The organism is Gandjariella thermophila, assembly GCF_005405885.1.
Classification (GTDB): domain Bacteria; phylum Actinomycetota; class Actinomycetes; order Mycobacteriales; family Pseudonocardiaceae; genus Gandjariella; species Gandjariella thermophila.
Genome location: NZ_BJFL01000001.1, coordinates 344,184 through 362,539 on the forward strand (window position 1 = coordinate 344,184; position 18,356 = coordinate 362,539).

The window sequence follows — 18,356 nt, forward strand, 5'->3', positions numbered from 1 at the left end:
ACACCGACAGGGTCCGGAAGCCGGACGGTAGTCTGCTTGTTGGGTGTTTGACCAGGTCGGGATGGAGATCACGGTGGCTGACGAGCACCAGGTGGAGGTGCGCTCTCCGGCAGAGGAGGAGAGGCGCTTCCCCGACCTGCGCCGGTTGCGGCTGGACACGTTGCTGCGCGAGCTGGTGGACCGCGCGGACGAGGTGATCGACCACGAGAGCCGCGTCCACCGGTTGCTCGATGCCGTGGTCAACGTGACCAGCAACCTCAGCCTGCCCGACGTGCTGTACCGGTTCGTGCAGTCGGCGTGCGAGCTGGTCGGCGCCCGGTACGGGGTGCTCGGCGTGCTCGGCCAGGACCAGAAGCCGGCCGAGTTCATCGACGCGGGCGTCGACCAGCGGCTGCGGGCGCGGATCGGCGAGCTGATCTCCGAAGGGGGCGTGCTGGCCGAGCTGGCCGCGAACCCCAAGCCACTCCGCCTGCACGACGTGCGCCCGCTGTTCGAGGCCTGCGTCATCCCGCCGGACGACCCGCTGATGCGGTCCTTCCTGGGCATCCCGGTCCGGGTGCGGGGCGAGGTGTTCGGCACCCTGTACCTCACCGAGAAGGTGGGCGGTGGCGACTTCAGTGAGGAGGACCAGGAGGTCGTCATCGCGCTGACCGCCGCCGGCGGCATCGCGATCGAGAACGCCCGCCTCTACGAGCAGACCCACCAGCGGGAGCTGTGGCTGCAGGCGTCCAACGAGATCACCGGTGCGCTGCTGTCCGGGCAGAGCACCTCGAGCGTGCTTGAGCTGATCGCCCATCGGGCGCGGGTGGTGGCTGGCGCCGCGGTCGCCGCCATCGCGCTCACCGGGGACGGCGCCGAGGACCTGGCCCTCGAGGTGGTGGACGGGCCGAGCGCCAAGGCGCTGGAGGGTCGCACCGTGCCGGTGACCGGCGCGATGGGTGAGGTGCTCCGCTCCTCCCGCCCGGTGGTGCTGGAGGGGCCGACCGAACCGGCCACCTGGCTGGGGGACGTCAGCATGGAGCGGCTGGCCGACGTCAAGGACCTCACCTCGGTGCTGCTCGTCCCGCTGGCGGCCGGGGAACACGTGCTCGGCGTGCTGCTGGTGGCCAAGGAGCAGGGCAGGCCGCCGTTCACCGACGCGGACGGCCAGATGGTGCAGACCTTCGCCGCGCAGGCCGCGCTGACCCTGGAGTTCGCCAGGGCACAGGAGGACCGGCAGCGGCTGGCGGTGTTCCAGGACCGCGACCGCATCGCCCGTGACCTGCACGACCTGGTGATCCAGCGGCTGTTCGCCACCGGGCTGGGCCTGGCCGGGATGGCCCGGCTGGTGGTGCGGCCGGAGGTGGCGGAGCGGCTGCAGGGTTTCGTCAACGACCTCGACCAGACCATCCGGGACATCCGGCGGAGCATTTTCTCGCTGCAGGAGGTGCCCGAGGACCTGGGCCAGGTGAGCCTGCGCGGGCAACTGCTGCGCACCGCCCAGGAGGCGGCCGGCCCGCTCGGCTTCGAGCCCCGGCTGAGCTTCGACGGCCCGCTGGACACCACGGTGCCCGAGACGGTGCGCGCGGACCTGCTGGCCACGCTGCGCGAGGCGCTGTCCAACGCCGCCCGGCACGCACATGCCCGCACGGTGCGGGTGGAGGTCAGCGTGGACAGCCACGGCGAGCAGCTGAACCTGCGGGTCCGGGACGACGGCCGCGGGGTCGACCCGGACGCCGCCCGCGGCAGCGGGCTGGTGAACATGACGGAGCGGGCCGCCCGGTGGGGCGGAAGCTGCACGCTGCGTTCGGTCGCCGGTTCCGGGGCAGAGCTGTGCTGGTCGGTGCCGCTGGGCGCGCCGAGGGCGGCGCAGCGCTAGCGCCCTGGCCGCCCATGGCCGAAGGTCCCCGCGCCGGGCGCTGTCCGCCCCTGTCGCCCGGGCATCCAGCCGCCAAGAGTGTCATCGTGGCCACGCGGAGCGAACCGGTCGTCGTCGGGATCGACGGCGCCGTGCGCAGCCTGCCCGCGGTGCGCTGGGCGGCGCACGAGGCGGCGGCCACCGGGCGGGAGTTGCGGCTGGTGCATGCCGCCGCGCCGGCCGTGGTGCTGGCGTCCGGGCGCCCGGTGGACCCGTGCCCACCGGGCCGTCCGGACGTGGCGCGGATCGCCACCCGGGCGATGTTCGACGAGGCCGCGGCGGTGGCGCGGGCGACGGCCCCCGAGGTGCGGATCGACGAGCGTGCCACTGCGGGCATGCCGGTCCCGGTGTTGCTGGACGCCGCCCGGCGGGCCTACCTGGTGGTGCTCGGTCCGCACGCGGCGAGCCTGTCCAGCGATCTCACTCTGGGCTCGGTGAGCGCGGAACTGCTCGCCCGCGCGCCCTGCCCGGTCGCGGTGGTCCGCGCCGGCCAGCGCGGCCACGCATTGGTGGAGCCGCCCGGGCCGGTGGTCGTCGGAGTGGACGGGTCGGCGGACTCGGCGGCGGCCGCCGACTTCGCCGCCGAACTGGCCGAGCGGCACGCGGTGCCGCTGCGGCTGGTGACCGCGTGGCGGATGTCCCGCATTCCCGGCAGCGGCACCCGCACCCAGCAGCGCGAGCCGCAGGAGCACATCCTGGCGGCGATTCGCACCGACGTGCTGCGGCGGCATCCCCGGCTGGACGCGCAGGCGGAACTGGCCGAGGGCAGCCCGGCCGACGTGCTGGTCCGGCAGTCGCTGCGGGCACGCCTGCTGGTGGTCGGCTGCCGGGGGCACGGGGCCGCCGTCGGCCTGCTGCTCGGATCGGTCAGCCAGACCATCGCGCGCACCGCGTACTGCCCGGTGGCGGTCCATCATCGCCCGGCCGCGCCACCGGCCCCCGCGGGCGCGGCGAACCCGGTGTGATCCCGCGCCTCCGCCGGACGGGTCTGATCGTCGCCCAGGTGTGCGAGTCGCGGGCAAGATCCAGCCGGACCGCCCGGTTGTCACAGTATGCTGACCGCGCGTGTACAACGCGTGACAACTGGATCGGTACGAGAGGGGTGGCGACGTGGCCCTGCCGCTCGACGACCACCGGAACGCGCGCCGGCGGAGCCTCGCGATCGCGGAGGCGGGGCGACCCGGCAGCAAGAACGGGCACGCCATGCCCAGTCCGAGCCCCGGCAACGCGATCGCGACGCGCGTTCGGGATTCAGCACCGAAACGAGGCTAGGCGTGGGAATTCTCTTGGACGAGGCGATCAACCACTTCCCTGAGCTGGCCACCCTGCCCGGTCGACATGCCTGGCGGTGGTACACGGTGCCGGACGACCGCGGTGGGATCGCGGCACTGGTCGGCGAGCACGTCGCCGGCCACGGCTACGTGGAGGCCATGTACATCTACAGCTACGGCCTGGCCGCCGTGGTGCGGGTCCGCACCGATCCGGAGGGCGCGCACGCCGTGTGGAACCACTGCGGTTCGCTGGCCGAGGTGATCGCCCAACTGGTTGCGCTGGGTGAGGCGGTCGAGATCGCGGACCGGGTGCCCAGGCCCACCACCGAGCCGGTCGGGCCGTTCGCCGACCGGGTGGTCCGCCGAGCCACCCCGGCCTGACTGCTTCGTCGACAGGACGCGCCGCGGCGGGTCCGCCCCGCGCTCGGCATGCCCGCTCAGCGCACCGTGCCGAGCCGCAGCACCACCTGGAGGTATCCGGGCAGCGCCAACCGGTCGATCAGCTCGGCACGCACCTCGGGCAGGTGCAGCAGCCTGGTCAGCGGCACCATCCCGACTCCGCCCCGCGCCGCGGCGATCCGCGCCGACTGCACCGCGGCGCCGGCGAACACCTGGTCATGCCGGCCGTCGTCGGCGGCGAGCGCGAGCAGCACCGGCGCCTCGGCGATCCGCGCGGCCATCGCCCGGCACAGCACGGCGCGTGGTTCGGTGACCGTGGTCGGCGCTGACGCGTCCGGCCGGACCTGCCGGGCCGGGCGGCTGCGCGGTTCGATCCACGGGGCCAGTTCCCGGTTGAGCCGGTGGTCACCGTCCAGCCGGCGGTACGCGTGCAGCGCCAGTTCGGCGAGCGTGGCGGCCTCCTCGGCCCCCGCCAGCGGCCGCAGGCTCGTTCCCGGCCACCGGGTGGCCGAGACGATCCTGGCCAGCGGCACCGACGCCACCGGCCCCGGTTCGACGCGCTCGCCCAGGCAGGACACCGCCTCGATGGCGGCGTGGTCGGCGAGGTCCGCGACGCTGGGCGCCGCGCCCACCTCGCCGCGCACGGTGGCCACGTGGTCCGGCCGGTCGGCGCGGACCCCCAGCTCGACGACGGGGGCGCGGCCCAGCGCGCGCACCGCCAGCCAGAGGTTGGTCAGCGCCGCGCCGCAGGCCAGCAGCCGGTCCCGGCTGGCGGGGTCGTGGCCGGTGCCGCCGGGGTGCTCGAGCAGCATCGCGGTGCGGCCGTGCAACTCGAGCGTCCACGGCTCGGTCGCGTCGCCCACCCGCGGTGCCAGCCGGGCCGCCCGCACCAGCGTGTCGGCCTCCACCGGGGTCCACGTCGCCGGCGTGGCACACCGCGGCCGCCTGGTCACGGCGGCCCGCCGACCGCGGGGCGGTGCAGCGCCGGGCTGCGGTGGGATCGCCGGCCCAGCACCAGTTCCGCCTGCCTGGCGATTTCCAGGTCCTCCTGCGCGGTGAGCGCCAGGACGCGGACGCCGTCCCGGTCCGGGCTGATCACCCGGTCGCCCGGCCGGTGCAGCCGTGCCGCGTCCACCCGGACGCCGAGTGGCGCCAGACCGTCGGCCAGCTCGGCGAGCAGGTCCGGTTGGTGTTCGGCCACGCCTCCGGTGAACGCCACCGCGTCCAGCCGGTCCAGCGAGACGGTCGCGGCGGCCAACTCCCGGCGCAGCCGGTGCAGGTACACCTCGATCGCGACCCGCGCCTCGCGGTCGCCGCTCGCCCGGGCGGCCAGCACGTCACGCACGTCGCCGCCGGTACCGGTCATCCCGGCGAGCCCGCTGCGGTGCTCCAGCGCCCGGCCCAGTTCCGCCGGATCGGCCGCGCCGAGGTCGAGCAGGCGCACCAGCAGCCCGGGGTCGACCGTGCCCGACCTGGTGGCCATCACCGCGCCCTCCAGCGGCGTGAACCCCATCGAGGTGTCCACGCTGCGGCCGCCGTCGACCGCGGTGACCGAGACGCCGGCACCCATGTGGCAGCAGAGCATGCGCAGCGTGCCGGGCTCGGCGGCGAGCAGCTCCGCGGTGCGGCGCACGGCGTGCGCGCAGGACAGGCCGTGGAACCCGTAGCGGCGCAGCCGGTAGGTGCGCACCCACTCCGCGGGCAGCGCGTAGCGGCGGGCCCGCTCGGGCAGGCCGGCGTGGAAGGAGGTGTCGAAGCAGCCGACCGTGGGCAGGCCGGGCAGCGCCGCGCGGGCGCGCCGGGCCAGCGCCAGCGAGCGGGGCTGGTGCAGCGGCGCCAGCGGCACCAGCCGGTCCAGGTCGGCCAGCTCCGCGTCGGTCAGCCGCACGGCGTGCGCCCGGTCGCCGCCGTGCACGAACCGCACCCCGATCGCGTCCAGCGGTGCCCATCGCGCACCGAGTTCGGCGAGCAGCCCGTGGTGCAGGGCGCCGTCCCAGCCGGACAGCACGCGCTCGTCCAGCCGGCGACCGCTGGCCACCAGCGCCAGCTTGAGGCTGGACGAACCCGGGTTCGCGGTCAGCACGCGCACGGTCGGCACCACCAGCCACACCGGCCCATCGGGTACCTCCTCGGTCGGTGCGCCGCGACCGGGCTCGGATCCGCACCGCGGGCGGCACACGCCCGGCCCCGCCGTCGGGGGCGACCTGCCACCACGGTGGCGCGGCCCGGTCGGCGCCGTCAGCGGCGTGCGGCCCCGCCGCGCGGGACCTTCGTCCCGCGGCGCGCCGCGTGCCTGCCCGGCAGGCGCCGCCCCCGCCGCGCGGGATGGTCCACCCGGCGGCGCGACGGCGGGCTACGCTGCGCATGGTGCGTGGCCACCCGCGGCAACGACCGTTGCCGCGCGACGGCGGCGAGCCGGGCGGAGTGGGCACCCGAACTCCAGCCGCGGCGGCCCCGCACCACGCGCCCGTCCCCGGCGCCCCGGCCCGTCGCGGCCTCCCGGAAAACGCGCTACCGTCCAGGTACGGGTCGGGATGGGTCCGGGTCCTCGAACCGGCGAGGAGGATCGCCCCAATGATCTCGGTGTTCCTACTGGACGACCACGAGGTGGTCCGCAGGGGACTCAGCCAACTGCTCGATGCCGAACCCGACATCGAGGTGGTCGGCGAGGCGAGTAACGCCGCGCAGGCCCTGGCTCGCATCCCGGCGCTGCGGCCGGAGGTGGCGATCCTGGACGTCCGGCTCCCCGACGGCGAGGGTGTCTCGGTGTGCCGGGAGATCCGGTCGATGGTGCAGCCGCCGCCGGCGTGCCTGATGCTCACCTCGTACTCCGACGACGAGGCGCTGTTCGGCGCGATCATGGCCGGCGCGTCGGGCTACCTGCTCAAGCAGATCGGCGGCACCGACCTGGTCAGCGCGGTGCGCACGGTGGCGGGTGGCGGATCGCTGCTGGATGCGAAGGTCACCGCGGCGGTGCTGGACCGGCTGCGGCACGGCGACGAGCGCAACGACCCCCGCTACGCGTCGCTGAGCCCGCAGGAGCAGCGCATCCTGGATCTCATCGCCGAGGGGCTGACCAACCGGCAGATCGGGCAGCAACTGCACCTCGCCGAAAAGACGATCAAGAACTACGTGTCCTCGCTGCTGCACAAGCTCGGCTTCGAGCGCCGCACCGAGGCCGCGGTGTACGCGACCCAGCGGTTGCGGCACCAACCACCGGCCCGCTGATCCGCCCGGGTCACCGCGGCCCGGCGGGCGGCACCGGGACCGCCGGACGCGAGGGAGGCAGCCATGGCGGAAACGAAGCACTGGAAGATCGACGTCCGCATCGACGAGCAGGGCGACCGGACGCGTGCGGAGGCACGGCTGGAGACGCGGCACAAGGCCCACCTGGTCGGCGTCGGGTTGGCCCGGCGTAACCCGCGTGATCCCAGCGTGCCGGAGATCGGTGACGAGCTTGCCGTGTCCCGGGCCCTGGCCGACCTGGCGCACCTTCTGCTGGACGCCACGGCCTCCGACATCGAGTCGATCACGCACCAACCCGCCCACCTGAGCGGGTAGGCGTCCTGGCCTCGACCGCGACGTCCACCTGCGGCGGCTGACGCAGCGTGTTCCGCACGGTGCAGCGGTCGACCGCGGCCAGCAGGCCGGCGTGGTGCTCCGGGCGAAGCCGCGCCGGGGGCACCACAAGCAACTCGACCCGATGGACCCGGGCCGGCTCCCCGGACAGCCACCAGTGGCAGTCCACCTCCAGGCCCACCCAGGGCAGGCCGCGCTCGCGCAGGTACTCCACCGCGCCCTGGGCGGCGCCACTGGCCGCCGCCATCACGGTCAGTTCCAGCGGTGTCGGTCCCAGCTCGGCGGCGTCGCGGCGGGGCTGGTCCAGCAGCAGCGCGTGGCCGCGGGTCTCGGCACGGAACCGGTCGGCGCAAAGGTGTGTCACCGTGATCGTCGCCATCGCGTCCCCCGTTTCGCCGTGGTTGTCGGGAAACGCGGCGCCACAGCCACTCCTGCGGAGGCACGCCCTCCCGCGGGCGCGCCCCACCGGAGCCGCCCATGCGGCACACGGCGCAGCCAAGCATCCCCGACCTGTGCAGATGAGCGTGTGCGGCGGAGCGGGAGGGGGTGCAGTGCCGAAGGTCCCGTGCCGTGCCGGCCGGGCGGCCCGGCAGCGGGACTTTGGTCTCCCACCGCCGACCGGGCCGGTCTCGGTGGGCGGGTCAGCCGTGCCGGGCGCCCTGCGGAGTGCGCAGCGCGGCGGCCAGATCGCCGCGGCTGACCACGCCGAGCAGCGCGCCGCCGGCGCCGACGACGACCAGCCGGTGCAGGCCGGTGCGGCGCATCACCTCGGCGGCGCCGGCCACCGTCAACTCTGGCGAGCAGGTGGCGGCGGGCATGGTCATCACCTCCGCGACCACCGGCCCGGCGGACGCCGCCCGGGTCTCCTCGCCCGCCGGTTCGGGCGCGGACCGCTGCTCGGGCAGCAGGTCGCTGTCCGCGATCACGCCGACCACCCGACCGAGGCCGTCGACGACGGGCAGCCCGCTCACCCCGCACTCGGCCATCCGCGCCGCCGCCTCGCGGACCGGCATGCTCGGCCACGCCACGACCGGATCCCTGGTCATGATCTGCGAAACGGTGGTCGCTCGCACGGTGCCCTCCCCTGTCGCCGTGGCTCCTGTGCACCGCAGCATGCGGCGGGTGGGCCGCGCGCGACAGGGGAGGAAGTCCCGTCCTCAGCCGAGCGGCCGGAGCACCAGCAGCCGCCCACCGACCACCAGCGCGATGATCGCCACCAGCGCGAACAGCACCACCCACGCGGTGCCGTTGATGCCGGTGAGACGGGCGAGCTGGTCGGCGTCGGAGTCCGGCGCGCGGCCCCGGCGCCGCTTGCCCTGCAGCTCACCGATCGGCCGAATCCCGGCGAACAGCAGGAACCAGGCGAACAGGTGCGCGAACACGGCCTGCACCGCCACCGAGGCGAACCAGGACACGCAGAAGATCAGCCCGCCGGTGGCCACCACGGACAGCAGGCCGTAGGGATTGCGGATCAGCACCAGCACGCCCGCGAGCAGGGCGATGCTGACCCACAGCAGGATCCTGATCCACCCGTGCGAGACCAGCAGCGCGCCGCCCAGGCCGAGCAGTGACGGCGCGACGTAGCCGGCCATCGTGGTGAGCACCATGCCGGGTCCGGTGGTGCGGCCGGAGGACACGGTGACCCCGGAGGTGTCCGAGTGCAGCCGGATACCGGACAGCCGCCGCCCGGTGAGCAGTGCCACCAGCGCGTGGCCGCCCTCGTGCGCGATGGTCACCGCGCCCCGCGACCACCGCCAGATGGGCCGGTGCGCGACGGCGACCAGGGCGATCGCGGCGGTGCCGAACACCAGCGCCGAGCGGCTGTCGAGCCAGGTTTCGAGCACGTCTTGCGAGAGCACGTTCCGTGTCGACCCTTCCCGGTTTGGCCCACGTGCGCCGCCGTATGACCAACACCGGATGACATCTGACGCGGTGTCAGATCCCGGTATGGCGGCGCGTCGGCCCGACATCCTGCCTGCCGCCGCGCGGTCGACCGAAGCCAGGGTCCGCCCGGGCTCGTCCGGTCGACCGGGCCGGTGCCTGCCACACTGGCTGTCGTGCGGAAGCTGTCACTGGACGCCCTGGCTCGCGAGCACCTGGAGACCGCGGCGCGATCGGCGAGCGGGCGCAGCGGGACCACCGTGTACGGCGGGCACGAGCAGGTCCTCCGGCAGACCCTGGTGGCGATGCGGGCCGGCACGTCGATGGCCGAGCACGAGAACCCCGGCGAGGCCACCCTGACCGTGCTGCGCGGCCGGGTCCGGCTGGCCACCGCGGACGCCACCTGGGAGGGGCGCTCGGGGGATCTCCTAGTGCTGCCACCGGCCCGGCACAGCCTGGAGGCGATCGAGGACTCCGTGGTCGTGCTCACCGTGGCCAAGTTGCGCTGACCGCGCCGGCCGACCCGAGTTCCCCTCCGGGGCTACGCTCCCCCACTCGGCTCGGTCTGCCGCGCCCGCGCCAGGTCGTCCGGCATCCGCGGGTCGGGTGCGCCGCTCCGCGAGATGGCACCGACCACCGCGTGCTCGGGGAGCACCGGCTCGGTGTCACGGTTGGCCGAGCCCAGCAGTTCGGCGCCGTCCTCGGGAACGACCAGCGGCACCGCATGCTGCAGGATCACGGACACGGACCGCAGTTGCACGATCATCCGCTGCCGCAGTTCGTTGAGCGACCGCACCTCGCGCGCGGCCCGGTCGACGAGGTCGTCGGCGTGCTCGGTGGCCTCGGCGACCAGCCGCTCGGCCCGCTCGGCGGCGACCCGCTCGCGTTCGGCGGCCGCCTCGTTCGCTTCCCGGACCAGGCGGTCGGCCTCCTCGGCGGCCGCCCGCTCGCGTTCCTCGGCCCGCTCGGTGGCCTCGGCGAGGCGCCGCTCCGCCTCCTCGGCCGCCTCGCGCACCCGCCGCTCCGCCTGCTCGCTCGACTCCCGAGTGACCCGCGCGGCGTGCTCGTCGGCGTCGTGGACCACACCTTCGGCGTGCTGGTCGGCCTCCCGGGTGACCCGCTCGGCGTACTGGTCGGCCTCGCGGGTGACCCGCTCGGCCTGCGCCACGGCAGCCCGTTCGCGTTCCTCGGCCCGCTCGGTGGCCTCGGCGAGGCGCCGCTCCGCCTCCTCGGCCGCCTCCCGGACCAGCCGTTCCGCCTCGTCGGTCGCCTCGCGGACCATGCGCTCCGCCTCCTGCGCCGCGGCGGCCTCGCGGCGTTCGGCGTAGTCGGTGGCCACCTGCTCGCGCTCCTCGGCGCGCCGGTTGGCCTCGCGGACCAGCCGTTCCGCCTCGTCGCTGGCCTCCCGGACCAGGCGTTCCGCCTCGTCGGTGGCCTGCAGGACCAGGTGCTCCGCCTGCTGCGCCGCGGCGGCCTCGCGGCGTTCCGCGTACTCCGTGGCCTCGCGGACCAGCCGCTCCGCTTCCTCGGTGCCTTCCCGCACCCGCTCCTCGGCCTGCTCGGCGGCCTCGGCGAGGCGCCGCTCCGCCTCCTCGGTCGCCTCGCGCACCCGCCGCTCGGCCTCGGCACGGCTGGCGTTGTCCCGCTCGGCCATTTCCCGCAGCGCCTCGGAACGGCGGGCGGCCATGGCGATCTCGAAGTCCTTCTGGATCTCCTGCCGGCGCCGCTCGGCCTCGGCGTCCAACCGGTGACGCTCGCGCTCGGCCTGCTTGGTCATCGCGTCGACCTCGGTGCGGGTGCGCTCCATGGCGGCGCGGTGCTCGTTGGTGGCCTCCTGGTGGCGCCGCTCCGCCTCGGCGATCAGCCGCTCGTACTGCGACCGCAGCCGCGCCGCGGCCTCCTCGGCGGTGGCCCAGCTGTACTCGGCCGCGGCCTGGGCACGCTCGGTGATCTCCGCGGCCTCGGCCTCGGCCAGTTCCAGCCGCCGGCGTAGCCGCTCGTCGAGTGTCTCCGCGGTGATGGGCTCGGTGCACAGGCGGTCGACCTTCGCCTTGAGCTGGTGGATCTCGGAGCGGGCCGCCTCCAGCTGCGCGCTGACATCGCGCACCTGGGAGACCGCCTCGTCCCGATCCGCGATCACCAGCCGCAGCTCGGACTCCACCCGGCCGAGGAACTCCTCGACCTGGCCACGGTGAAACCCGCGCCAGACCGAGTCGAACCCGGCGCGCAGCGGAAGCAGGTCGCCGTCGTCACTGAAAGCCATCTCGCATCCCCGCCTCACACCCGAAATGCGTAGCCAGATCTACGGAGCACTACCGGTTTCCGTTCTACACCAGCTAACGACGGACCGCTCCATGATGAAACGGTCATTTGGACGATCACTCTGCGCAGTCATAGCGCACGATTACCGCCCGTTCCTCACTCGTCGGCCACGAACGGATGAACTCCTGGTCACGACGCCCCGCCGGGACAGGACCGCGTCGCCCCAGGGTTGTATCCGCACCAATGACCGGGGGATGAGGTGTCACCCAACCGCCCGGTCCGTCCACTTTCCGGCCATTTTCCGACAAGAATGCAGTAACCCAGCGTGTTCAATTACCCGATCGGGTGATCGTTGGCGTGTCGCCGATCGACACGCCGGGCCCCGGCCGCCCACCCCCTACCACGGGGGTCCGGTGTGGACGGTCGTGGCGGCCCCGCGACCGAGAGCGGGTGGTCCGGCCGATGCGGTGGCCGAGTGGCCGGGGACACGGAAAGCGGCTCCGGCCGCTGGGCCGGCCGGCCACGGCTTCTAGGGTTGACCCGCCTTCCGCGCGGGCGCGGCGGGGAGGACAAGTACCCGAGGAAGCACTTCGAGGAGGGCCGCCGTGCGCACGGTGCCCGGTCCGACCGACCATGTGGTCGTCGTGGGTGCGGGCCTCGCCGGCCTGTCCGCCACGCTGCACCTGCTCGGCGCCGGGCGGCGGGTGACCGTGCTGGAGCGCGCCGCCGAGCCGGGCGGCCGATGCGGGCGGCTGACGCTGGGCGGCTACCGGATCGACACCGGGCCGACCGTGCTGACCATGCCCGAGCTGGTCGAGGATGCCCTGGCCGCGGTCGGCGCCACCCTGGGCGAGCACCTCGACCTCGTCCCGCTGCACCCCGCGTACCGGGCCCGGTTCGCCGACGGCAGCACGCTAGACGTGCACACCGACCCGGAGGCGATGGCGGCGGAGGTGCGCCGGCTGGCCGGGCCGCGCGAGGAGGACGGCTACCGCCGGCTGCGCGCCTGGCTCACCCGGCTGTACCGGGTGCAGGCGGACACCTTCATCGGCGCCAACTTCGACTCGCCGCTGGACCTGCTCACCCCGCGGCTGGCCCGGCTCGTCGCGCTCGGCGGCTTCGGCCGGCTGGACGCCGCGGTCGGCCGGTTCCTGCGGGATCCCCGGCTGCGCCGGGTGTTCACCTTCCAGTCCCTCTACGCCGGCCTCGCGCCGCACCGCGCACTGGCCGCGTACGCCGTGATCGCCTACATGGACACCGTGGCCGGGGTGTACTTCCCGCGCGGCGGCATGCACGCGCTGCCCCGGGCACTGGCCGCAGCGGCGACCGGCGCCGGCGCCGAGATCCGCTACGGCCGCACGGCGACGGCGCTGGAACGCCGCGGCGACCGGATCATCGCGGTGCGCACCGCGGACGGGGACCGGCTGCCCTGCGACGCGGTGGTGCTCACCCCGGACCTGCCGGCCGCGTACCGGCTGCTGGGCGGGCGGCCTCGGCGGCCGTTTCCGGTGCGCTGGTCGCCCTCCGCGGTGGTGCTGCACACCGGGAGCACCGGGTCCTGGCCGGACCTGGCCCACCACACCATCTCCTTCGGCACGGCGTGGCGGCGCACCTTCGCCGAGATCACCCGGCACGGGCGGTTGATGTCCGATCCTTCGCTGCTGGTCAGCACGCCCACACTGACCGAACCGGGGCTCGCCCCGGTGGGTAGGCAACTGCACTACGTGCTGGCCCCTGCGCCGAACCTGGCCACCGGCCCGATCGACTGGTCCCGGCTCGGCCCCGCCTACCGCGACGAGCTGGTACGCACGCTGGAACGCCGCAGCCTGCCCGGCCTCGGTGCCGCCATCGACGCCGAGTACCTGGTCACCCCGGCGGACTGGGCCGCGGCCGGGCACCCGGCCGGCACCCCGTTCTCCGCCGCGCACACCTTCGCGCAGACCGGGCCGTTCCGGCCGGCCAACCTGGTCGCCGGGACAAGCAACGCGGTGCTCGCCGGCTGCGGCACCACGCCCGGCGTGGGCATCCCACCGGTGCTGATCTCCGGCCGGCTGGCCGCCCAGCGGATCACCGGGCCGGTGGCCGCGCGAGCGAACGCCGGAGCGATCCGGTGAGCGCGGCCGAACTGGACGCCGCCGGCATCCGGGAGCCCTGGCTGCGCGCCGCCTACCGGCACTGCCGGCGGCTGCACGCCGCGTACGGGCGCACCTATTTCCTGGCCACCCGGCTGCTCACCCCGGCGCGGCGACCGGCGGTGCACGCACTGTACGGGTTCGCCCGGTGGGCGGACGAGATCGTGGACGCCGTGCAGCCCGGCGCCGACACCGCCGGCCGCGCCGCCGAGCTGGACCACCTGGACCGGCTGCTGCGGGCCGGCCTCGCCCGGGGCAGCAGCACGCACCCGGTGGTCGCCGCCGTGGTGGACACCGCCGCCCGGTACCGCATCCCGCACCGGCACTTCGCCGCGTTCCTGCGCTCGATGCGGATGGACCTGGACACCACGGCGTACCCGGACTATGCGGCGCTGTCCGAGTACGTGCACGGCTCCGCCGAGGTGATCGGGCTGCAGGTGCTGCCGGTGCTGGGCACGGTGGTGCCGAGAGAGCACGCGGAGCCGCACGCCGCCGCGCTGGGCGAGGCGTTCCAGCTCACCAACTTCGTCCGCGACGTCGGCGAGGACCTGGACCGCGGCCGGCTGTACCTGCCCGCCGACGAGCTGGCCGCGTTCGGCGTGGACCGGGACCTGCTGCTCTGGTGCCGCCGCACCGGGCGCACCGACGCCAGGGTGCGCAGGGCGCTGGCCCACCTGGTGGCCCGCACCCGTGCGGTGTACCGGCGCGCGCGGCCCGGGATCGGCATGCTCGACCCGGCGTCCCGGCCGTGCGTGGCCACCGCGTACACGCTCTACGGCGGCATCCTGGACGCCATCGTGGCCGCGGACTACGACGTGCTCGGCCGCCGGGCCGTGGTGGCCCGGCGGCGCCGGCTCGCCGTGGCTGGCCCGGCGGTGGCCCGCACCGCGCTCACCCGGGCATGTCGGTTGCTGCGCCGGTGAGGCATGGGGGGCATCATCGGCCCATGGATCTGGACGCGGCGCGGGAGGTCATCCGCACCCAGCACCGAGCGGTGCTGGCCACCATGCGAGCCGACGGCACCCCGCAGATGTCCCCCGTGCTGGCCACGGTCGACGATGCCGGGGACATCCTGGTCAGCACCCGGGAGACCGCGTACAAGGTGCGCAACGTGCGGCGGGACCCCCGGGTGTGGCTGTGCGTGCTGCCGGACGGCTTCTTCGGCCGGTGGCTGCAGGTGGACGGCGAGGCGGAGATCGTGCCGTTGCCCGAGGCGATGGACGGGCTGGTGGACTACTACCGGCGGATCTCCGGCGAGCACCGCGACTGGGCGGAGTACCGGGACGCGATGGAGAGCGAGCGGCGCGTACTGCTGCGGGTGCGGCCGCGCCGCGCCGGACCTGACCGCAGCGGATGACCGCCGACCAGCGCGTTCCTCCCGCCGCGGCGGGATGGCCGACCCCCCTCCGGCACGGTCGTCCGGGCGCGTAGGATCGCGCCCGGCTCGCTCGGCGCGGCACCCCACCACCAACCGCGGGCGTCGACCGAGCGCACCCCGACAATCGAGTTACCCTCGACGACCAAATCGGTAGTGGCGGCATTCCTCATCTACTCAGGGTGGCGATGCATTCGCCATTCCGGTGTGCCGACACCATCGAGCGGGTGACCACACGCTAGATTGACACGACCCCGGATAGCGTATTGTGACGAGCGTTACCAATCCCTGCCGGCCCGACGCGAAAGGGATCTCCAGGCGCATGGCCCAGCCGTTGATGGTCCACCTTCCGGCACCCCGCGTGCTGATCCGCCAGGCCGGCAAGCACCTGCTCGAGGCGACCCTCGTCCCGCTGGTGCTGTTCTACGCGGTGCTGACCACGGCCGGGCTGGACGGCGCGCTGTTCGCCGCGCTGGGCTGGTCGTTCGCCGCACTGGGATTCCGCGTCGTGCTGCGCAAGCCGGTGCCCGCGGTGCTGCTGCTGACCACGCTGCTGCTGGTCGCACGCACCCTGGTCAGTCTCTACACCGGTAGCGTCTTCCTCTACTTCCTGCAGCCGACGCTGCAGAATTTTCTGATCGCCTTCGTGTTGCTGGCCACCGCCGCGTTCGAGCGGCCGTTCATCGCCAAGCTGGCCGACGACTTCTGCGCATTTCCGACATCGTTCAGCGGGCATCCGCACGTGCAGCGGTTCTTCCGCCGCGTGTCGCTGCTGTGGGCGCTGGTGTTCACCACGAACGGCGCCGCCACGCTGTGGATGCTGGCCCGGGAAACGCTGGGGAACTTCCTGGTGGTCAGCACGGCAGGCTCGTGGACGGTGGTGGCCGTCGCGGCGTTCGGCTCGCTGTGGTGGTTCCGGCGCGCGCTGCGCGACCACAACATCCACCTGCGTCTCGGTCCGCCGCCCGCGATCGCCACGGCCGGAACCTGAAACGGCGAGGCGGGCCATGAACGCTTCGCGGTCTCCCGTCGCGTACGCCTCCGGCGGCCGAGCGGACCAACGACCAGACGACCACCTGCGCCCGCACGAAGTGCTCGAAACGGCGTAGGTTAACGCCGTTCGGCCCTGCGGCGGCGGAGAAGGGCCGACGGGAGGTGGACCTTGAGCACCATGCGGATCCACAACGCCGTGGGTCATCTCATCCGGCGCGCGATGCAGGCGCATACCGCCGTATGGACCGAGGAGGTCGGCACCGAGCTAACCTCGTTGCAGTTCAGCGTGCTCAACGAGGTACGCGCGCAGCCCGGCATCGATCAGCGCACGCTCGGCGAGCGCATCGCGCTGGACAAGTCGACCACCGCGGACCTGGTGGCCCGGCTGGTTCGCCGCGGGCTGCTGGAACGCACCCGCGACGAGTTCGACGCGCGGCGCAACGTGTTGCGGCTGACCGACGCCGGGGTGCAGGCGCATGCGGCGACCCTGCCGTTCGCGCAGCGCACCCAGCGCCGGCTGCTTGCCGCGCTGTCCGCCGAGGAACGCGCGATGTTCAAGCGGCTGCTCGCGGTGGTCATCGAGGCATCCCCGGACGGCACCTGACAGTCCATTCCGGACCGGACGTGCCGCGCCGCCTCCGAGCCGCGGCGACACGACCGCGGTCTGGAACCCGCACGGGCGGCGCATGGTCAGCGCAGCAGATGCTCGAATGGTGCGATCAGGCCCTGCATCTGTGCTGACGGCTCGATACCGAGCTCCTCGGACATCAGTTGCCGGCACCGTTCGAAGGCGCGGAGCGCCTCGCTGACGTTGCCCTCGGCGAGATGCACCTCGACCACGGTGCGGTGCGCGCTCTCCCGGAGCGGGTCGGCCGCGACCGCGGCCAGCGCCGCCTCGACCGCCTCGGCGTGCTGCCCCTGGCTGGCCATGTGGCCGGCGAGCTTCTCCAGCGAGTGCAACCGCATCTGCCGCAGCCGCTCCCGCTCGAACAGCACCCAGTCGTCGTACCAGCCGGGCAGCAGGTCGCCGGTGTGCGCCAGCTCGCTGATGTCGTGCGACCAGTGCAGGTGGCCGTTCTCGCTGCCGTCCGCCTTGAGCAGGTCCTCCATGATCGAGACCATGTGGTGCACGTCGACGGTGACGCCCTCGCGCAGTGCCAGCTGGCCGCGGGTGTCGTCGAGCAGCAGCGAGGCGTCGTCGCCCCACCGCCAGAGCAGCGAGCGCAGGGATCCCAGCGCGTGGCTGTCCGACGTCTCCGGCCACAGCGTGCTGGCCACCAGGCGGCGCAACTGCCGGCCGCGCAGGGCCAGCAGCGCGAGCAGCCGCTGGCAGCCGGGCGGCACCTCGATGCTGCGCCCGTTTTGGCGCAGGTCCCATCGGCCCAGCAACACCAGGTGCGTTCCGTCGGAATTGACCTTCGAGCGATCCGGTTCTGCTTTCCGTCGGCTCGACGTCGCCTCCATGCCGGTCCCCTTCCCCCCGGGGCGTCAGCGGGCATTTCCCCCTCGTTGGCTTCGCCGCCTGTGCCCACGTAGGCAGCATAAGCGGAGCTGGCAAACACGCAGATGAAACACCGCATTGAGTGAAGATCACATCAATGGGCGGCGCTGTCTTCCGCGCGCATTGACGCTCGGTGAAAAATCCGCGGCGTATCGTCACCGCGCTGATCACCTTATCGGTCGGGCCGGCAACACTCGTGGCCGGTGCTCCACGCGCGCTGACGGCCATTGTGATCATTGCGGCTCAGTGCCTGGGTGAGCCGCGGTCGCGGGGCGAGATCGTATTCCGCGCTTCTGGGACGGAGCGGAAACGGCGTGGCGATGCGCCACACCTCGCCGATCATCGGGTAAAGCATCCGGCCGGGTGGCCACCGGACCGGCGAATCGCGTCGTCGACCGCGATCGATCCGTGAAAAGCCTTCCGACCTGCCGTGTTCCGCTCGCGACGCACCCGAGCGGTGACGCTGTGGCCAGCCGAAAGAGGGAGGGAACGTGCGCGGGTCGTGACGTGCTGGTGACGCGACCACTGCTGTATTTCCGCAGGTCCGGATCACCGGACAGATACGAAGAACGGAACAACGGGAGGTTCCCATGGATCGCACCTTCGCCGTGCTGGAGGCGCAGGAGATCGAGCTGCTGCCGCGCCGGGTGGCGCTGGCCACGATCAGCGGCACCGGCAGCAACAACTCCGTCAGCCAGACGTTCGCTCCGGCCCTGAGCCCGGCGCAGACGATCACCCTGGGTGGTTCCGACACCGGCGCGGGCGCCGAGCACGTCACCGCCGTCCAGCTGCAGACCCTGACCATCCACGGCTGACCCGGCGTGATGTGGCCGCTCGCGGGCCGATCGCCCGCGGGCGGCCACCGCCCCCTCCGCACGACCGTTCCCCTCCGCACGACCGTTCCCCAACCGCACCGCCCGTCCTCCGGCGATGCCTCCGGCAACGCGCCGATACCGGGAGATCCGGTACATTCTTCTCTGGCGCCTTCGCCCGAAATAGCCCGCGACCTGCACACTTCCGCGCATAAGTCACTCGACCGGGCGTAGCTGCAATCACTCGAATGGCG

At 73.7% G+C, this 18,356-nt stretch carries 19 protein-coding genes; 12 read left to right on the forward strand and 7 right to left on the reverse strand.

Annotated features, from left to right (window positions below; all coding sequences use genetic code 11):
• Positions 1-43: 43 nt before the first annotated feature.
• From FFT21_RS01625 to FFT21_RS01635, 3 genes are all read left to right on the forward strand, one after another.
• The gene (locus FFT21_RS01625; protein ID WP_225978021.1) at positions 44-1,858 is read left to right on the forward strand and encodes a GAF domain-containing sensor histidine kinase; all 1,815 of its coding nucleotides are present in this window, start codon (positions 44-46) and stop codon (positions 1,856-1,858) included.
• An 86-nt stretch (positions 1,859-1,944) separates the two neighbouring features.
• Positions 1,945-2,862 carry a universal stress protein gene (locus tag FFT21_RS01630; RefSeq protein ID WP_192909335.1) on the forward strand — a complete coding sequence of 306 codons (918 nt, stop codon included), beginning with the start codon at positions 1,945-1,947 and terminating at the stop codon, positions 2,860-2,862.
• 309 nt (positions 2,863-3,171) lie between these two features.
• Positions 3,172-3,549 (forward strand): hypothetical protein, encoded by a 378-nt coding sequence (locus FFT21_RS01635; RefSeq protein ID WP_137811887.1) that lies wholly within the window; start codon positions 3,172-3,174, stop codon positions 3,547-3,549.
• Between the two features lie 56 nt (positions 3,550-3,605).
• Here the strand turns inward: FFT21_RS01635 and FFT21_RS01640 are convergent, their stop codons facing one another.
• Both FFT21_RS01640 and FFT21_RS01645 read right to left on the reverse strand, forming a co-directional pair.
• Complete coding sequence (locus FFT21_RS01640; RefSeq protein WP_137811888.1) at positions 3,606-4,475, reverse strand: nitroreductase family protein; 870 nt, start codon at positions 4,473-4,475, stop codon at positions 3,606-3,608.
• Between the two features lie 41 nt (positions 4,476-4,516).
• Positions 4,517-5,656, reverse strand: a complete 1,140-nt coding sequence (locus FFT21_RS01645; RefSeq protein WP_137811889.1) for an acetate/propionate family kinase — start codon at positions 5,654-5,656, stop codon at positions 4,517-4,519.
• Positions 5,657-6,141: 485 nt separating this feature from the next.
• Here FFT21_RS01645 and FFT21_RS01650 point away from each other — a divergent pair, with 485 nt between their 5' ends.
• Both FFT21_RS01650 and FFT21_RS01655 read left to right on the forward strand, forming a co-directional pair.
• Complete coding sequence (locus tag FFT21_RS01650; protein ID WP_137811890.1) at positions 6,142-6,795, forward strand: response regulator; 654 nt, start codon at positions 6,142-6,144, stop codon at positions 6,793-6,795.
• Positions 6,796-6,858: 63 nt separating this feature from the next.
• On the forward strand, positions 6,859-7,128 hold the full coding sequence (locus FFT21_RS01655; protein ID WP_137811891.1) for a DUF1876 domain-containing protein: 270 nt from the start codon (positions 6,859-6,861) through the stop codon (positions 7,126-7,128).
• Here FFT21_RS01655 and FFT21_RS01660 read toward each other — a convergent pair.
• The 3 genes from FFT21_RS01660 to FFT21_RS01670 form a co-directional block, all read right to left on the reverse strand.
• Positions 7,097-7,525: an OsmC family protein gene (locus tag FFT21_RS01660; RefSeq protein WP_137811892.1), complete on the reverse strand. Its 429-nt coding sequence runs from the start codon at positions 7,523-7,525 to the stop codon at positions 7,097-7,099. The two genes, FFT21_RS01655 and FFT21_RS01660, sit on opposite strands and share 32 nt — an antisense overlap.
• A gap of 262 nt (positions 7,526-7,787) precedes the next feature.
• Positions 7,788-8,192 carry a CBS domain-containing protein gene (locus FFT21_RS01665; RefSeq protein ID WP_192909336.1) on the reverse strand — a complete coding sequence of 135 codons (405 nt, stop codon included), beginning with the start codon at positions 8,190-8,192 and terminating at the stop codon, positions 7,788-7,790.
• A gap of 111 nt (positions 8,193-8,303) precedes the next feature.
• Positions 8,304-9,005 (reverse strand): M50 family metallopeptidase, encoded by a 702-nt coding sequence (locus FFT21_RS01670; RefSeq protein WP_225978022.1) that lies wholly within the window; start codon positions 9,003-9,005, stop codon positions 8,304-8,306.
• 198 nt (positions 9,006-9,203) lie between these two features.
• On the opposite strand from FFT21_RS01670, the gene FFT21_RS01675 reads away from it, so the two are divergent.
• On the forward strand, positions 9,204-9,536 hold the full coding sequence (locus FFT21_RS01675) for a cupin domain-containing protein (protein WP_137811895.1): 333 nt from the start codon (positions 9,204-9,206) through the stop codon (positions 9,534-9,536).
• A gap of 32 nt (positions 9,537-9,568) precedes the next feature.
• Here the strand turns inward: FFT21_RS01675 and FFT21_RS01680 are convergent, their stop codons facing one another.
• Positions 9,569-11,290: a coiled-coil domain-containing protein gene (locus FFT21_RS01680; RefSeq protein WP_137811896.1), complete on the reverse strand. Its 1,722-nt coding sequence runs from the start codon at positions 11,288-11,290 to the stop codon at positions 9,569-9,571.
• Between the two features lie 604 nt (positions 11,291-11,894).
• On the opposite strand from FFT21_RS01680, the gene crtI reads away from it, so the two are divergent.
• The 5 genes from crtI to FFT21_RS01705 all read left to right on the forward strand — a co-directional run bounded on the left by crtI (position 11,895) and on the right by FFT21_RS01705 (position 16,393).
• Entirely contained in the window at positions 11,895-13,403 is a 1,509-nt protein-coding gene (gene crtI / locus FFT21_RS01685; protein WP_137811897.1) for a phytoene desaturase family protein, read from the forward strand.
• Positions 13,400-14,344, forward strand: a complete 945-nt coding sequence (locus tag FFT21_RS01690) for a phytoene/squalene synthase family protein (protein WP_137811898.1) — start codon at positions 13,400-13,402, stop codon at positions 14,342-14,344. The genes crtI and FFT21_RS01690 overlap by 4 nt, the downstream gene beginning before the upstream one ends.
• Before the next feature lie 23 nt (positions 14,345-14,367).
• Complete coding sequence (locus tag FFT21_RS01695; RefSeq protein WP_137811899.1) at positions 14,368-14,778, forward strand: PPOX class F420-dependent oxidoreductase; 411 nt, start codon at positions 14,368-14,370, stop codon at positions 14,776-14,778.
• A 340-nt stretch (positions 14,779-15,118) separates the two neighbouring features.
• Complete coding sequence (locus FFT21_RS01700; protein WP_137811900.1) at positions 15,119-15,787, forward strand: VC0807 family protein; 669 nt, start codon at positions 15,119-15,121, stop codon at positions 15,785-15,787.
• Between the two features lie 180 nt (positions 15,788-15,967).
• The gene (locus tag FFT21_RS01705) at positions 15,968-16,393 is read left to right on the forward strand and encodes a MarR family winged helix-turn-helix transcriptional regulator (RefSeq protein ID WP_137811984.1); all 426 of its coding nucleotides are present in this window, start codon (positions 15,968-15,970) and stop codon (positions 16,391-16,393) included.
• A gap of 86 nt (positions 16,394-16,479) precedes the next feature.
• On the opposite strand, the gene FFT21_RS01710 is transcribed toward FFT21_RS01705, so the two are convergent.
• Entirely contained in the window at positions 16,480-17,181 is a 702-nt protein-coding gene (locus tag FFT21_RS01710) for an AfsR/SARP family transcriptional regulator (protein WP_192909337.1), read from the reverse strand.
• A gap of 699 nt (positions 17,182-17,880) precedes the next feature.
• Here FFT21_RS01710 and FFT21_RS01715 point away from each other — a divergent pair.
• Positions 17,881-18,105 (forward strand): hypothetical protein, encoded by a 225-nt coding sequence (locus tag FFT21_RS01715; protein ID WP_137811902.1) that lies wholly within the window; start codon positions 17,881-17,883, stop codon positions 18,103-18,105.
• Positions 18,106-18,356: the final 251 nt, after the last annotated feature.

Bases quoted from the DNA above. Each gene is read 5' to 3' on its own strand.
- FFT21_RS01650 (WP_137811890.1), top strand. From the start codon at position 6,142: ATGATCTCGGTGTTCCTACTGGACGACCACGAGGTGGTCCGCAGGGGA.
- FFT21_RS01655 (WP_137811891.1), top strand. From the start codon at position 6,859: ATGGCGGAAACGAAGCACTGGAAGATCGACGTCCGCATCGACGAGCAG.
- FFT21_RS01660 (WP_137811892.1), bottom strand. From the start codon at position 7,525: ATGGCGACGATCACGGTGACACACCTTTGCGCCGACCGGTTCCGTGCC.
- FFT21_RS01665 (WP_192909336.1), bottom strand. From the start codon at position 8,192: ATGACCAGGGATCCGGTCGTGGCGTGGCCGAGCATGCCGGTCCGCGAG.
- FFT21_RS01680 (WP_137811896.1), bottom strand. From the start codon at position 11,290: ATGGCTTTCAGTGACGACGGCGACCTGCTTCCGCTGCGCGCCGGGTTC.
- FFT21_RS01695 (WP_137811899.1), top strand. From the start codon at position 14,368: ATGGATCTGGACGCGGCGCGGGAGGTCATCCGCACCCAGCACCGAGCG.
- FFT21_RS01700 (WP_137811900.1), top strand. From the start codon at position 15,119: ATGGCCCAGCCGTTGATGGTCCACCTTCCGGCACCCCGCGTGCTGATC.
- FFT21_RS01705 (WP_137811984.1), top strand. From the start codon at position 15,968: ATGCGGATCCACAACGCCGTGGGTCATCTCATCCGGCGCGCGATGCAG.
- FFT21_RS01715 (WP_137811902.1), top strand. From the start codon at position 17,881: ATGGATCGCACCTTCGCCGTGCTGGAGGCGCAGGAGATCGAGCTGCTG.